We start from the raw sequence: 15,302 nt of genomic DNA on the forward strand, positions 1-15,302 counted from the left end.
TGACTAAAAATTGGCATCAGCAGTGAACGCCATTACTTTTTTAGTTACAGGGTGAATCAGACGTAAATATTCAGCATGTAAGTGGAGGCGGTCTTGTTTATAGCCATACAAATCATCGCCAACAATTGAGCAATTAAGCCCTAAACGATGCGCACAGTGGACTCTGAGTTGATGAGTACGGCCTGTTTTCGGGTAGAGTCTGACTCTTGTTCTGCCTTCTATTCGGTTAAGGACTTGCCAAGTCGTTTCCGCTTTTCTTCCTTGCTCAAAGCAGACTAACTGCCGAGGTCGATCGCTTAAATCTCCCGCTAGTGGTAGCTTAATGACACCGGACTCTTCTTCTACTTCACCTTCCAAAAGAGCAACATAGTGTTTTTCTACTGTTCGTTCAATAAACTGCTTCTGAATAAATCGATTTGCTTCAGAGGTAAGCGCCAATACAATTAACCCTGATGTAGACATATCAAGTCTATGGACAATCAGAGGGCCAGTCGCATTAGGGTGACGCGATTTTATACGTGTATAGACAGAATCTAAGATGGTTTTTCCAGGAACGGATAGAAACTCTTCAGGCTTATTTACGATAACCATCACGTCATCTTCATAGATGATATCGAGTTCTTTGCCTTCAGCAGGGTTAACTGTCAATGGACTGGGGTCTGTCTCAATACCATCTAACATATGATTGAGAATTTCATAGCACTTACTTTGGCAGACCGGGTATAAATTTTTATGCTGCCTGATCTCTTTTTCAGGCGCGGGGCCCCACCAAAACTCAGCAAGCGCGAGTGGTTTCATTTGATGTTTGAACGCATACTGCAATAGTTTCGGGGCATTCTCATGCTCTGAATTAACAATAGGTTCGAGTGGATTTTTATTTTTCAACAAATGGTAGAGACTTTGTGTTATGCCATGTTGGTTTAAGAATGTACGTTGCTGTAGGTTTAGTTTTGTTAACTTGCCCAGTTCTAGTCTACAGGCATCTTTTTGAGCATTCACAGTGGCATTCTGATTTCTTAGTTGCTCTTCTACAAACGCGATCTTCTCTAACCATTCATGTTTTAATTTTTTTAGCTGTCGTTTTTCTTGGCTACTTTGTTCACCTAAGGACTTAATGAATGATGCTAGTTGCTCAGGTGACATCTCAGCTTCTGCTTGATTTCGCTGTAACTTTCGATCTTTCTTAGCTTCCTTGATCCGTAGTTGATGACTGTCGAGAGCGATACTCGATTCTGATTTAATGCTCATTAGCTCTAAGTTAAGCTGATGTAAGTCAGGATCATCATTTAATTTATCAAGCTTACAACGAAGGTTATCAATCTTGTTCTGAATGTATTGCAGTTCAGGATTGGTTGAGTCCAAAATGCTAGGAACAAATTTTTCCAATGCAGTAGGTTTTTCACCAGAGACGCTAGATAAATAGCCTACAACACCATCTTGGTCTTTTGCGACCAGAACACCAAACATTCGACCCGTGTGGAGAACATCTTCTAGAGTGTTTGATTGCTCGGTAAGGTATTGTTGTAACCCTTCGATAGCTTGATTCGCTAAAGGATGTGGTTCGTAATAGTATGGAAAAGTAAAACGTTTCGGTAATGGTTGAGTTGCGGGATCAAACGCTAGCCGAGAAAAACGTGGGTTAAATGGGAGCATTTCAATATCTGTATCTGAGTTCAGCCCTCATAGAAAGAGGAATGAAAGTGAATGAGTCATCAGATGATGAATATTTACATTATCGAGCTGTTTTTAAGTCGAGCATTTTTATTTCATGCAATGATTAATACCAAGCCTACACTATAAGCAAGTATAGGCTTTGATTCATTTATGGGTATCGAATAATTAAAGGCAAGGTAACACTTCAAGTTGATATTGAGTTGTTGCCGACGTCGGTGGGGCGTAGCGCACAGCACAGGCCGTCATGTCTGTTTTTCCTCTTACTGTGACAAAAAGCTCACGACGAGGATCTCCATCAGGATGACGCAGAACAACCCAATCGGAATTATCTGTTTCAAGGTCTTGTACTAACTGACGAAGGCTGGTGTCATCAGCATCAGGGTAGCCATATATGAAGGTGCAACTTTCAGAACCACCAATATTACAATCGGTAAAAGGGAGGTCATGCTTGGGTGTTGGCGGTGTTAGTCCCGTATCTTCATTTTTATTTGAGACGTATCTTAAATGCTCTAACCCTTCTATCGCCATTTTCCCATATCCAATGGCCAGTGCTCCTTCGATAGCTCCTTTCATGCCTTCTAATCGAGCATTACGCGCGTCCGTTTGTAAATTCAAAAATCGAGGGGCAGCTGTGACCGCTAAAATGCCGAGAATGACAATCACGACAACGAGCTCTATAAGAGTAAAACCATTATTTTTTTTCATAAAATTGTTTCGCAAAATTTTGGTAAGGGGTAATGGTGCTGTTTGATTGCCGTATTATACAATAAAGTTCCTATTTTGGTATTTATGAAAAATAATTTTAGGTATTAGTTTTTATCAATTACTCACAAGAGCGAGGTTCGCTTCGATAACCAGAAGAGCATTGCCATGATGAATGTTTTAGTTTTGGCTAGATATGGTATCTATGTCGACAAATGTAAGCTAAAGTTTTGCTAAACCAAGCAGATACATAACTATTCTAATTACAGCGTAGAACCTACGAAGTCAGTTTGATCAAAAGGGATTGGAAGGAATATTAAGCCCCCATGGAAAAAGAAGTAGCTGAGCAAAAACGTCAATATTATCGGTTGAAATACCCGAAAAAAGCACGACCTTTGATAAGAATCGGAGATCAATTGATTCCTGTGAGTGAAGTTTCTGAAAAAGGTCTACGTATTGTTAGACATGATTTTTCAGCTTTATATAAAGGGCTAATCATGGCAGGAATTTTACGTTTGCACGGTGATCGTCAGATTCCTGTTCAAGGGCCAATACTGCGTTTTGATGGTAATGAAGTCATCATTAAACTAGATGAAGGTATAACCTTTAAAGATATGTTTGAAGAACAGCGTTATATTCGACAAAAATACCCGGTTCATTTTACTAATCAAAATAGGCAAACAGATTAGGTAATGATTGTAGTTTCAAGTCTCTTCAACCTCCTACCGTTCACCTCAGGCCATAAATAAATGTGATTGGGAGTCGCTTTTGGTCATCTTATGAGAGCGTTTCCCTGTTAGCCAAGGTACATGAGTGAATATTTGTGACTCTAGCCCTGCATATTTCAAATAAAAATCTGTCTAAAAGCACAATTAAGCATCAAAATACTGTTATCAAAATGTAAATGGAATTTGATGTGAGCATGAGAATTACCCAAACCGCTCCTAAAAACTTGATGGATAGCTCTGGAAAACCGATGGTTGGTCAGTTTGATGGCATACCACAAGATCTTGGTGTTGAGCTTTTTCGCTATAAGAATGAAATGGATAACTCCGCAAGTCGTTGGAGACAATATTTCGATTATAAGCAATTTCAATTTGTTAGTGTGATTTCTGATAATTACATTATCGGAGTCGCACTTGCAGACATTCGTTACCTCGGTTCTGCTTTTTGTTATGTGTATGACATTCAAAATAACGCACTTATCGAGGAGACTTGGCTTCGACCATTTTCCATAGATACGGCAACGTCACCTTCCCCCTACTCATCGGTCGCACACATTGGCGGAAAAGACGTTCAATTTAACATCGTTGACGGACAATGGCAGGTGGTCCTCAACACTAGGAATGTGAAAGCAGATCTTCGTTTACTCCCTTTTCCAAATCAAAGCTTACCACTATCGATGTGTACACCAACTGGCTATAACGGTTGGACCTATACTCAAAAACACAATGCTTTACGTATTGAAGGCAACTTATCGGTCTTAGATAATAACGTTGATTTGACTCGATCATTGGCTAGTTATGACTTCTCTGCTGGGTATATGCGACGTGAAACGAGTTGGCGCTGGGCAAGCATTAATCACAAAGCAAAAGGCACTACATTAGGCTTAAATTTAGCGGCTGGCGTGAACGAAACTGGTAGTTGTGAAAATGTATTTTGGGTGAATGGTGAGCGTCATTTGTTGGGGCCTGTCCATTTTGACTTTGTTCGTTCAAATGATAAAGAAGCTCAAGAACCAACACGGTGGCGAATCTATTCTGATGATGGGCAGGTTGACCTTGAATTTCAATCCATTAATTGTCGCTCAGAGAAACTCAACCTGTGGTTGCTTAAAAGTAATTTTCGCCAGTTTATCGGACACTTTTCTGGATATATTCAAGATGACCAAGGAACGATTCATCGCTTGAATAATGCTATAGGCTTGACTGAAGATCATTTCGCTCGTTGGTAAAAAAAGGAGGTTAAAATGGACCTTAACCGTTTGATAGATAATCCTGAGTGGCTTCTAATGCTGCTTGCTCCTCTATTTGTAACGTGCATTTTGGCTGAATATTTTTTGGGTCAAAAAAGAGGAAGCTTGCCAGAAAATGCTCGCTATCATTTCGCAGAGGTAGCATGTAATTTTATGTTAGCTGGAATGCACCAAGCGACAGATATTCTTCTTGGCCTTGCTGTTGCTGGTATCTATTTATGGCTTTTTGATTGGCGTATTTTCGATATCAGTATGAACTGGCAAAGTTTCATTGTTCTGATGATTCTGCAAGATTTCTTCTATTATTGGTTCCATCGTGCAAGCCACCGAGTCCGTTGGATGTGGGCCGCGCATGTTGTACACCACAGCTCTGAGCGAATGAATTTTAGTACGGCTTTTCGTCAAAGCTTAATGTACCCATTAGCCGGAATGTGGATGTTTTGGTTGCCGCTGGTCGTCATTGGTTTCGAGCCTAAATGGGTCGTTTTCGTAGTATTACTGAATCTTGGACTGCAATTCTTCGTGCATACTCAATGGATCAGGTCGTTAGGGATATTGGAGTATATTTTTAATACGCCATCACACCATCGGGTTCATCATGGACGCAATGCTCAATATATCGATAAAAATTACGCGGGCGTGCTGATCATTTGGGACAAAGTGTTCAATACATTTGAGCCTGAAGTTGAAACGGTTCGCTATGGTATTTCAAAACCCGTTAATAGCTTTAATCCTATTGTCGTCACGTTTTCTGAGTGGAAAGCGATGTTCCAAGAGTTGTTCGCGAGTCAGGGTAAACTGAAACATAAGCTGGGAATACTGTTTTCACCGCCATCGGATCATCCTAAAACAGATCAACATGAAAAGACTGAAGGGGATTCTTCATCAAAGGTGCTGAATAAATAACACTTGAGCCTAGGAATTGGAGAGAGTGTTGTTCAGGAGTGAACAGATAGTGGTAATGGATCAATAGTGATTGTGAATAAAAGTGGTGATCGTACTGTAAGAATGAGGCCATATTATGGAAGTGCCATTACATGACCTTAATTTAGTATTACGTTAGTAAGCTATTATTTTCTATGGCGGAAAGTTTGTTGTTATTGGCTTACCCACACTGAAACAGAGCCGCCATTAACAGGGAAGTACGCCCAGCCATCGCTATTAGTCCAGACACTCTCAGTTCTATTTGATAGGTGATCTTTAAATTCAGTACTTGCTTTACCTGTCGCCATCCATTTACCGCCACCAGCGGCGTCAGTCATTATGACGGCCATTGATTTAGGGTGTGATTGGTCGCCTTCACGAGTCCAACCAATGATGTTTGGATCGTCCATATAACTATTTTGTTTGCCATATGCATATTTTTTACGGGCAGTAATGAGCTCTTTCAAATGCTTCACCGGCACCATATTGATGTCGTGTCCTTTGTCACTATATTGAGCACCGTAATAATCGGCGTAGAAGACATTAGGATAGCCTTCCTCTCTTAGTAAGATGAAGGCATACGCAAGTGGTTTGAACCACCAATCGACAGTTGATTCTAAGGCTTGCAGAGGTTGTGTATCATGGTTTTCAACTATGGTGACAGCTTTGGTTGGGTTATCCTTCATCAAGGTTCCATCCATCAATCGTCTCATATCATAATGGCCACTAGCTTTTGAAGCTTGATAGAAATTCATGTGTAGAGGCGCGTCGAATAATGACATTGAACCTTGAGTCTTGGTGATGAAGTTGTGCAAATTATTTACGTCATAATTCCAGTATTCCCCAACAGTAAATAGCTCTTTTCCTGTCTTGTTACGTAAGTATTGGATCCACTCTTGTAAATATTGGTATTTGATATGTTTTACCGCATCTAATCTAAAACCGTCGACCCCAGTGGTGTTGATATACCACTCGCCCCAATCCTTGAGTTCTTTTTTTACATCGGGGTGATCCATATCTAAGTCGGCATACATGAGATAATCATAGTTACCCTTTTCAGAACTCACTTCCCAGTCCCATGCTTTACCGTCTCCTTTGAATTTAAAGATGGCTTTTTCTTTACCTGCATCATCCCAATCGACACCGTCGAAATGATACCAAGTCCAATGGAAATTTGAGTATTTGTCATTTCGGCCTGGGAACGTAAAGTCGACCCAAGCTTGGATCCATTTATCGCCAATTTCTTTGTTTCGGTCATCCCAATCGACCTTTTTAGTATCGACCCAAACTTTGCCATCGGCACCACCACGATGGTTAAAAACAACATCGCCATAAATTTGAATATTATTTTTGTGCGCTTCGTTAATCGCGGCAATATATTGATCTTTAGTACCATATTTTGTACGAACGGAGCCTTTTTGATCAAATTCACCGAGATCGTACATATCGTAGACACCGTAACCTACATCGTAACTACCACTTGCACCTTTATATGCAGGAGGTAGCCATAACGCAGTGATCCCATTCTGGGCGAGTTCAGGTGAGTTCGTTTGGACGTCATTCCACAGCGTTCCATCGCTACTGTTATACCAATGGAAATATTGCATCATCGTGCCATTTTCAGCGGCTTGAAGATTAAAAGATAGCAGCAGGGAAATGGATAAAGTTAAACCTTGTTTCACTTTAAAGTTAGGCATGTTCATTCCTTTATTTTAATTATTCTTGCATTTTATAAATGATTGATGCCTTTCTTTAAATATACGATTGTTTAATATTTGAGCTGGTCAACAGTTGGTGCGTTGATTGATTTTGTGGATTTCTTTACACATAACTCCCCCCGAAAGTGATATTGATCGGGGAGAGGGCGGTTAGTTTTCTTTATCTCAATGACTAAGTGTGATCATCTAGCTGTACAGTCCAGCTCCTATAGACAAGATGACGCAGTTTAGAGCAATGAAAAATACCACTAGCGGTGCAATAAATTTCAGCCAAATAATGTAAGGGATACGTGCAATCGCCAACCCACCCATGAGCACCCCGTAGGTTGGTGTGATGAACAGAATGGTACCGATACCACTCATAAACGCGGTAACCACTAACTCTCTTCCTGTATTTGCAAAGTCACTCAATGGCGCAAGAATTGGCATACTCATTACCGCTAGGCCAGAAGTGGATGGAACGATGAAAGAGAGAAGCATTTCAATCGCGTAGACGGTGTTGATGAATAGAATTGAACTCTTACCTGCCACAATACCTTCAGCGTAATGAAGAATGGTATCAGTGATGTTTCCTGCTTCCATTACCACTACGATCCCACGAGCAACGCCGACAATTAATGCAACGCCAATGAGATCTGCCGCGCCCGCTACAAAAGAGTTAATGAGGTCATCTTCACTCAGGCGGCCAATGATGCCACATAAAATCCCCATAAAAATAAATAGGGTAGCCATTTCGGCCATCCACCAGCCGAGAAGGGAAACGCCATAAATCATGATGCCAAAGGTAAGAATGAAGAGGAAAAGTACACCTTTTTGTGAGCCAGTCAGAAGAGGAAGGGTATCTGTGTTCTCTTTACCACTCAAAAAATGCGCTTCATTATCTTTACGCAGGTGAGCAAGTAGAGAAAGCTCAGGATTGTTCTGAATCTTTTTCGCATAACGCATCACATAACCAATCCCAACCACAAGAGCAATAGCAAGAATGGCAAAGCGCAACTCAACGCCACTCAAAAAATCGACGCTGGCCGCATTGGAGGCGATAACTGTACCGAATGGGTTGATTGTAGAACCTAATGTGCCAACGCCTGTTCCCACAAAAATAACAGCGACTGCCACCAATGGATCAAATCGAGCCGTCATAAAAATGGGGATAAGAAGACCATAGAAGGCGAGAGATTCTTCAGCCATACCATAAGAAGTACCGCCTAGTGCGAACAGAATCATGAGGATTGGGATCATGTAGATCTCTCTGCCTTTTAGTCGCACCATTACTCGCGCAATGCCAGTATCAATAGCGCCTGTTTTAGTCACTATTCCCAGAAAGCCACCCACCATCAGCACAAACAGGCTGACATCAATAGCGCCAATAACCCCGCTGACCGGATCATAAAAGCCGGAGATGGGTGCCATTAAAGTATCGAAGAAACCTTGAGGCGAGGATTCGATGACATGATAAGAGCCTGGTAGTGGAACTTCACGCCCCAATTGCTCATTCATTTCACGAGTGTATTTGCCTGCTGGTAATAGGTAGGTCAGTGAGGCAAAGAACGCGATCAGTAGAAATAAGATCGTGAAGGTGTTTGGAAACTTCTTAATTTTGAACATTTTGTATCCTTAACGAGGCGTTTCTGCTCGCAGTAGTCATAGGGACATTAGATAAAGTGTTTGGTGATATATTCAGAGGTCATGCACTGCAATACACCGCCATAGGAGAGTTCGAAGTCAATTAAACTTCCGATGTGATAGTTGTCATCACAGTCAGTAATATCGAGAATCAAGTGATCGCTACTACCGCCAATGACAATAATATTGCTGTCTTTTGGGGTCATTTGGTCGATATCAATATCTTGTTTACCAATGGCACAAATCGCGCGTTTGCGCAGGCCTCTGTCGATAAACTCAGGTCGTTGACCGAAAGCATCCAGAGCCGTAGAAAGAGTTGGAACAGAAGGTTTAACTTTGATTTCCACCACTTCTGCGGAGAGATCAAACGTATCTTGGCGAGTGTTTGGAATTGGATCGTCATTTAGTCCAATGCCCATCAAAATTGAAGCACCAAGCCTTAGCTGATTAATACCCTGAGGAAGTGCTCCACTTAGCATCAGAGGTAAACCTGCGGAGCTGGCACCAGAGAGGTACATTAAATGGATCTGATGCTCTTGCTCAATCTGTTGGGCTAAAGCGATCAGTTGTTTTTGATTATCGACACTCGGTTCAACTCCGCCATAACAAGCGAGATTAGTCCCAAGTCCGACAAGCTTTAAGCCTTCGAGTGTTATAACTTGTCGTGCGAGAGCCAAGGTCTCTTCTTGGTAGAAAGCCCCTTCGCGTAGATCGCCCATGTCATGCATAAGAATCACTTGGTGGATTCTCTGTTGTTTAATGGCTTCAATTGAAAGGGCCTGAAGAGTTTCCAATTCAGAATTGAGAGAGATGTCGGCGTAACGAACCACATCACTGACGTCGCTGATCGCCGGGATTCTCAATAGCATGGTTTCTGCTTGTAAATGGCGTAACTTTTTCAAGTTTTGCACTCGAGAATCAGCAAGAATACGAATGCCGCCATTCAGGATCGCTTGTCCAACTTGAGGGTATGCGCAGGCTAACTTTGTGACTCCAGTTGGGAAGACACCATATTTTTTGCTGGCGGATACAAGGTTTTTGGCGTTTTGAGTAATGGTATCTAAGTGGATATTAATGCATGGGTAGTCGCTCATGTAATTACCTTTTGGTAACGATATTATTTATATGCATTGAGCGCTTTTTAAGATTGAAGTTAAATAATCAGTTTTAGATACTTACTTTGTTGAAATTCGATGTAATAAATCGCAGTGAATAAAATTCACGGGATAAGCGTAATTATCCCGAAAATATTCATAAGGAGAAGTGGTACTTGAATTGAATTAAGTCGTTATTGCGTGCTGGTTTTCAGGTTTATTTATGTTTTTAGATGTATTTGAATCGTTATTTAAATGCACATTGTAAATTGCAGACATTAACTCTTTTGCTGCTAACGATAACTCTTTTGAGTTCAAAGTGGTTAAATGAAAATCGGCTAAGTACTCCAAAGAGGGGGCATTGATTTTTACCATTTCTCCTCGTTGCTCCCAAATAGCGGCGTAATGATCGGGCAGGTACCCGACAAAAGTTCCCGATAAAATCAGGTGAGCCGTTGCTTCCATGTTGGTGCTGCTGGCTAAATGGAGTAAGTTTTCAGTGTCACTGAATGGCGTTATTTTATGGGTTAATCCACGATCCACAATCGGAAATTGTAGAATGTCTTCAGTGGTGATTTCTCCACGATTGGCAAGAATTGGGTGTTCCGGGGCACAATATAGACACTGTCTTTCATTAAATAGAAACTGATAATTTAAGCCATCTTTTTGTACTTCAGAGGACGTAACCCCAAGTTCTATCGTACCTTCGAGTAACATCATTTCAATTTTGTAAGAGTCTAGAGCATCGGTATCGAGAGTCACTTTAGGGTGTTCACTGCAAAACAAACGAATCGCTTGTTGAATTTTGCATTTAGGATTGGTGGCAAGATTATCGGTGAGCGCCAGTCTAATATGACCGTGAGAGACTTTTCGAATGCAATCGAGTTGTTCTTCAAACTCAGAGATATGTTCAAAGATCCCCTTACTGAGTTGATATACTTTTTCACCATCGCTGGTTAAGCGAAACCCACGTCTTCCACGGTGACAGAGTGTCATACCGAGTCGTGTTTCTAAATCATTCATGCGAGTGCTAATTGTGGATTGATGCATGTTCAATTTAAATTGTGCCGCTGAAAAACCACCTGAGTCTGCAATGGTTAAAAATAGCTGAAGAAGCTTTAAATCAATGTCGTGTATTTTACGCATTTAATATCTCTGCTTTTATCGTTATAAGTATCCGAGTGATGGTAATGGTTTAATTAATGAAATTCTGAGAGATATCGCACTGGAACTATTATGGAAATCTGAAGTAAACAACAGAATGGAGAGAATTATTCATATGTAATTAAATGTTAGACCATTAAGACTAATGGACCTGATAGAGTGACCATTTAGTCTTAAGGCTGAACTGAGTTGGCAGGCGATTAAGTTTCAAACATCGGCTTCACTAACGTAACTATTCACAGAACCACAACTTCTTAAGCGACATAATGCCAGTACTGTCCGTTTCTGCCCCTTGAATTGAATCGTCAATGTCGTAACTGAGTGAATCACGCCACAGAGGGATATAGACACCTTGTTGGATTAACCAGTCCTCACACCGATAGAGTTTGTTCATAAAATCGTGTTTACTTTCACTTGCAATCAATAGCTGATCGATAATGCCAATAAAAGTTGTCTGTTGTTGGGCTGACAAGCAAGTTTTGAAGACATTACTACAAAGTAACCATTTGTAATAACTGAACACTTGATCATCTTGGAATACATAGCCTCCAAGCTCGATATCATATAGGTCATTGTCTGTATCTTCTTCTCCAATTATGACTATATCTGCGCCAGCTTCATGAAGATAATCGACTAAGCTTTTACTACGAACTTTGGAGCAATTTGAAAGTCGAATTCGTAGAGTGCGAGTTGGTATACGCATCGTGGGATGGTAAAGATAAACTCCTTTGTCTTGGTGGTGATTTGTTATGGAGTTTGCAACAGAGGCAAGTTCGGTCGAGAAACGATGACAGAACTCTCTAGAGTGGTGCATGATCCAGGTTTTTTCATCTATGGATAACCCCTGATTATGAAAAGGAAACTCCATGACTTCACAACCTGTGGTCAACGGTTTTTGAACTGAAGCAGTACGTGAAATAGCAGAATATCCGTGATGCACAATATGGCCTTGAACTCGTCCTGCGGCAGTATCACTGGTCCAGAACTCCGCTTTGTCGATGAATCCATTAAGAGAAAAATAGTGATTGTTCTTAATGAGAGACCAGTGACACGATTCGGCTGCTTCCAAAACAAAAGGGCCAGTGCCGTAAGGGATCGATCTGCTCTCATGTTCTAAGTAAATGGATGAATGCATTTCAGCCAAAATACGGAGAACAATTGGATGAGCGTGACTCATTGTTATCACTACCCACATATTCTTGGTTTCAACCTCTTTGATATGTCGATAGAGCGCCTGATAGGTATGAGACTGCCTTACTCGTTCTCGAAGGCATGCTGCGACATGCTCAGCGGTCATTTTTTCCCCATTATGAAAGTAGACGTCGGGTCTGATATGTAACCATAATTGATTGTCACGAAATTCATAGTGATGGGCAAGGTGAGGTTTAATGGTGCCAGTTTCTTGGTCGTATCGCAGTAAAGTATCAAACAGAGCGTCAATGTAGAATCTTGAAGATGCACGAGAAGTCCACAGCGGATGAAGTTCTGGCAATGTATACGGTACTAACGTAATAAGTACATTTTTAGCTTTAAGATGATTTTGAGCTTCTGATAGCCAATTCGGCAATTGCGCACGAAATGTATCCGTATATCCAAAATGCTCAGCGTACTGAGAGGCTTCACTTAATAGTCCTTTCCGGCAATGGGATTCCAAAATCGAGAGCAGTACACTCTCAAAACTACTCAAGATCGTCAGTTCTGACTTATTTCCGCGTCCTCTACCTGATTTCCATTTTATCCAGCCGATCGCTTCCAATGTCTTCATTAGTTTAGCAACATTACGTTCTGAGCAATGAAGCTGCTCAGCGAGAGTGTGAATATCGGTTTTATTCGCTAAAGATAAAGAGTAATGCTTACATAGCTGTTCTAATCTTCGCAGATGAACTTGGCTGATAAAAGGTGAACTTTGTTTTTTTAACATATCATTATTACTTCCTGTTTATTAATTAATAATAGAACCGCACGCAATAACAGGAGCAGTATTATGAATCCCAATGATTATGTATTTTATACGCTAAATGCCCGACAGTATTTAGTTAACCCCGAGACGTTTACCGCTGTCAAGCGTGAAGAAAAAACTAAAGTTAAGGTGTCAGTGTTTTTTTGTGGACTAGTTGTTGGAGTGTTATTACAAGAGCTACATATTATTTGGTGAGGGGGGATTAATTTGGGGGTGATTTGAATCATCTTATATTAGCAACCGGGTATCAGGGCTCGGACTAGGCCTTAATTTTGTTTATAACGTAGCTGAATATTTGCCTTAAAGAAGCGTTGAATTAAGGTTAATTTTATCTAAAACTTGCCATTTATCAGTGAATAGCCATGGTTGATCTAGATGCAATACTTATAGAAATGAGGGCTCTCTATCGACGTTGACAAGACGTACAGCCTCGGCAAGCGGATCGAGTATGGCGATCCAAACGGCTTCGCTGAATTTTACAATATGCATTCTTTAATGCTCGGCGAGCAGAAAACCAATCATCTGGCTTTTCCAGTAGCAAATTCCCATTGAATCGTTTTATCAGCGGCAGGCGGTACTCATCAATGAATTGGCTATCAAAACCTATATCGAAATAATCTAACGCTTGCTCAATAGAGGTAAAGCTAGCAATTTTTTGTTGAATATTTATCTGGCTCATATTGATGGGCTACATGAAATAGAAGGAGGTTTTGATGAGGCTAAAGAAAAAATCAGCCTCAGTCAAATGACAGAGGCTGATTAATATTAAGTGTGTTTAGCGTTGCTATTATCGATACATGGAGTATTCAGAGTTCAAACCTTTGATTAGGCTATAACACATAATGAGCAGAACAAAAGTGAAAGGCAAAGCGGTCGCAACAACACCCGATTGCAGTGCTTGAAGTGCTTCTTTACCACCAACCCAAAGTATCACAGCCGCGATAGAACCTTCGACACTTGCCCAGAAAATTCGCTGTGGGATTGGTGTTTCAACTTTACCGCCAGAGGTAATGCTGTCGATAACCAGTGAACCGGAATCTGATGATGTCACAAAGAAGATCAGGATCAATACAACCGATAATATTGAGATCACATTGCCAAATGGTAATACATCGTACACATGGAATAGACTAAGTGAGATATCGGTTAAACCATTGGCTCCAAGTTCACCGACTTTATTGATCATCTGATCAAGAGCAAGGCCACCAAATACAGCCATCCAAATCAATGTTACCAATGTTGGGATAAAGATAACTGCTGCTAAGAACTCACGAACAGTACGGCCTTTAGAGATTCGAGCGATGAACATGCCGACAAATGGGGACCATGAAATCCACCATGCCCAATAGAATACTGTCCAACCATGCATCCAAGTGGTGTCTTCACGGCCATGTGGGTTACTTAGAGGGAAAAAGTTTTCTGCATATGCCATTAGAGTCTCAGGTAATGAGATCATCGCAACGTCAAAGCTCACAACGGTCACGAAAATGAGCAAAGCAAACGCAAACAGCATATTGATGTTACTTAGCAGTTTTACACCACCATCAATACCACGAACCACCGACATAATGGCGACAGAAGTAACGAATGCAATCACAATGAGTTGCATCCCGATGCCACCGTCAGTGCCAAACACGTGGTTAATACCACTTGTGGCTTGTTGTGCGCCTAAACCAAGAGACGTTGCTAAGCCAAACAAGGTGGCTAGAACCGCCATAATATCAATGATATGACCAACCCAGCCCCAAGCTCTATCGCCAAACACAGGATAGAACACAGAGCGAATCGACAGCGGCAACCCTTTATTAAAAGAGAAAAACGCAAGCGCGAGGGCGACGATAGCGTAAATTGCCCATCCGTGAATTCCCCAATGGAAAATCGTTGCACCAAGAGCGAGTGATTTAGCTTCTTCGGTTAACGGTTCAACATTAAATGGCGTTCCCCACCAATCCGTGAAGTAAGCAGCAGGTTCTGCAACTCCCCAGAATAGAAGACCGATACCCATTCCGGCAGCAAATAACATCGCCATCCAAGAGACTCTAGAGTGTTCAGGCGTTGTGTCTTTACCACCAATACGGATTTTACCAAAAGGTGAAACAATCAAAGCAAGGGTGAAGAAAACAAAGAAGTTGGTTGCCCACATAAAGAACACATCGAAATCTTCGATGATGCCATTTTTGAGGTTGTTAAGAACCTCTTTTGCGGTACTAGGTTCAACAATAAGCATTGCTGAAAGGAAAAGGAAAATAAGTCCAGCACTAATGCCGAAGACAGGGTTGTGTATATCAAATCCCCATTTTTGAACGTTATCTTGCCCGACTTGGTAATCGGTTGTGTCGATACTGTATTTCTTAAAACTGCTATCCATAAATGATACTCAAACGTTTAATCCGTAATGCTTTTTGTTCAAAATTAAAAAGCGAAATGGTCTGTAAAAGTTAAAATAATTAGACCACTAAATAAAAATC

Annotated in this window: 12 protein-coding genes; 3 read left to right on the top strand and 9 right to left on the bottom strand. The window is 41.1% G+C overall.

The features are described from left to right. Window positions 1–3: 3 nt before the first annotated feature. Both L4C39_RS09145 and L4C39_RS09150 read right to left on the bottom strand, forming a co-directional pair. Window positions 4–1,653 (bottom strand): RluA family pseudouridine synthase, encoded by a 1,650-nt coding sequence (locus L4C39_RS09145; protein ID WP_371710991.1) that lies wholly within the window; start codon window positions 1,651–1,653, stop codon window positions 4–6. A 186-nt stretch (window positions 1,654–1,839) separates the two neighbouring features. Continuing rightward, entirely contained in the window at window positions 1,840–2,379 is a 540-nt protein-coding gene (locus tag L4C39_RS09150; protein ID WP_371710990.1) for a prepilin-type N-terminal cleavage/methylation domain-containing protein, read from the bottom strand. A gap of 323 nt (window positions 2,380–2,702) precedes the next feature. Here L4C39_RS09150 and L4C39_RS09155 point away from each other — a divergent pair, with 323 nt between their 5' ends. From L4C39_RS09155 to L4C39_RS09165, 3 genes are all read left to right on the top strand, one after another. Further along, window positions 2,703–3,065, top strand: coding sequence for a PilZ domain-containing protein (locus L4C39_RS09155; protein WP_113796004.1), 363 nt, complete (start codon window positions 2,703–2,705; stop codon window positions 3,063–3,065). Window positions 3,066–3,298: 233 nt separating this feature from the next. Next, window positions 3,299–4,330 (top strand): DUF2804 domain-containing protein, encoded by a 1,032-nt coding sequence (locus L4C39_RS09160; RefSeq protein ID WP_017053711.1) that lies wholly within the window; start codon window positions 3,299–3,301, stop codon window positions 4,328–4,330. 15 nt (window positions 4,331–4,345) lie between these two features. Next, the gene (locus L4C39_RS09165) at window positions 4,346–5,257 is read left to right on the top strand and encodes a sterol desaturase family protein (protein WP_429745474.1); all 912 of its coding nucleotides are present in this window, start codon (window positions 4,346–4,348) and stop codon (window positions 5,255–5,257) included. A gap of 191 nt (window positions 5,258–5,448) precedes the next feature. Here the strand turns inward: L4C39_RS09165 and amyS are convergent, their stop codons facing one another. From amyS to L4C39_RS09200, 7 genes are all read right to left on the bottom strand, one after another. Continuing rightward, entirely contained in the window at window positions 5,449–6,972 is a 1,524-nt protein-coding gene (amyS, locus tag L4C39_RS09170) for an alpha-amylase (RefSeq protein WP_429745476.1), read from the bottom strand. A 207-nt stretch (window positions 6,973–7,179) separates the two neighbouring features. Beyond that, window positions 7,180–8,598, bottom strand: a complete 1,419-nt coding sequence (locus tag L4C39_RS09175) for a YfcC family protein (RefSeq protein ID WP_017053714.1) — start codon at window positions 8,596–8,598, stop codon at window positions 7,180–7,182. Window positions 8,599–8,645: 47 nt separating this feature from the next. Continuing rightward, a complete protein-coding gene (locus L4C39_RS09180) occupies window positions 8,646–9,710 on the bottom strand; it encodes an alanine/ornithine racemase family PLP-dependent enzyme (protein WP_429745478.1) in 1,065 nt (354 codons plus the stop codon). Between the two features lie 186 nt (window positions 9,711–9,896). After that, window positions 9,897–10,856, bottom strand: a complete 960-nt coding sequence (locus L4C39_RS09185; RefSeq protein WP_261889164.1) for a LysR family transcriptional regulator — start codon at window positions 10,854–10,856, stop codon at window positions 9,897–9,899. A 250-nt stretch (window positions 10,857–11,106) separates the two neighbouring features. Continuing rightward, window positions 11,107–12,795, bottom strand: a complete 1,689-nt coding sequence (locus L4C39_RS09190; protein WP_429745480.1) for an SgrR family transcriptional regulator — start codon at window positions 12,793–12,795, stop codon at window positions 11,107–11,109. A 442-nt stretch (window positions 12,796–13,237) separates the two neighbouring features. Further along, on the bottom strand, window positions 13,238–13,513 hold the full coding sequence (locus L4C39_RS09195) for a nitrogenase-stabilizing/protective protein NifW (protein WP_017053717.1): 276 nt from the start codon (window positions 13,511–13,513) through the stop codon (window positions 13,238–13,240). A 108-nt stretch (window positions 13,514–13,621) separates the two neighbouring features. Next, window positions 13,622–15,202, bottom strand: a complete 1,581-nt coding sequence (locus tag L4C39_RS09200; protein ID WP_017053718.1) for a BCCT family transporter — start codon at window positions 15,200–15,202, stop codon at window positions 13,622–13,624. Window positions 15,203–15,302 lie beyond the last annotated feature (100 nt).

Origin of the sequence: Vibrio clamense (genome assembly GCF_050337905.1) — a bacterium.
Lineage (GTDB): Bacteria > Pseudomonadota > Gammaproteobacteria > Enterobacterales > Vibrionaceae > Vibrio > Vibrio cortegadensis.

Bases quoted from the DNA above. Each gene is read 5' to 3' on its own strand.
- L4C39_RS09185 (WP_261889164.1), bottom strand. From the start codon at position 10,856: ATGCGTAAAATACACGACATTGATTTAAAGCTTCTTCAGCTATTTTTA.
- L4C39_RS09155 (WP_113796004.1), top strand. From the start codon at position 2,703: ATGGAAAAAGAAGTAGCTGAGCAAAAACGTCAATATTATCGGTTGAAA.
- L4C39_RS09175 (WP_017053714.1), bottom strand. From the start codon at position 8,598: ATGTTCAAAATTAAGAAGTTTCCAAACACCTTCACGATCTTATTTCTA.
- L4C39_RS09150 (WP_371710990.1), bottom strand. From the start codon at position 2,379: ATGAAAAAAAATAATGGTTTTACTCTTATAGAGCTCGTTGTCGTGATT.
- L4C39_RS09190 (WP_429745480.1), bottom strand. From the start codon at position 12,795: ATGTTAAAAAAACAAAGTTCACCTTTTATCAGCCAAGTTCATCTGCGA.
- L4C39_RS09165 (WP_429745474.1), top strand. From the start codon at position 4,346: ATGGACCTTAACCGTTTGATAGATAATCCTGAGTGGCTTCTAATGCTG.
- L4C39_RS09200 (WP_017053718.1), bottom strand. From the start codon at position 15,202: ATGGATAGCAGTTTTAAGAAATACAGTATCGACACAACCGATTACCAA.
- L4C39_RS09195 (WP_017053717.1), bottom strand. From the start codon at position 13,513: ATGAGCCAGATAAATATTCAACAAAAAATTGCTAGCTTTACCTCTATT.
- L4C39_RS09180 (WP_429745478.1), bottom strand. From the start codon at position 9,710: ATGAGCGACTACCCATGCATTAATATCCACTTAGATACCATTACTCAA.
- amyS (WP_429745476.1), bottom strand. From the start codon at position 6,972: ATGCCTAACTTTAAAGTGAAACAAGGTTTAACTTTATCCATTTCCCTG.
- L4C39_RS09160 (WP_017053711.1), top strand. From the start codon at position 3,299: ATGAGAATTACCCAAACCGCTCCTAAAAACTTGATGGATAGCTCTGGA.
- L4C39_RS09145 (WP_371710991.1), bottom strand. From the start codon at position 1,653: ATGCTCCCATTTAACCCACGTTTTTCTCGGCTAGCGTTTGATCCCGCA.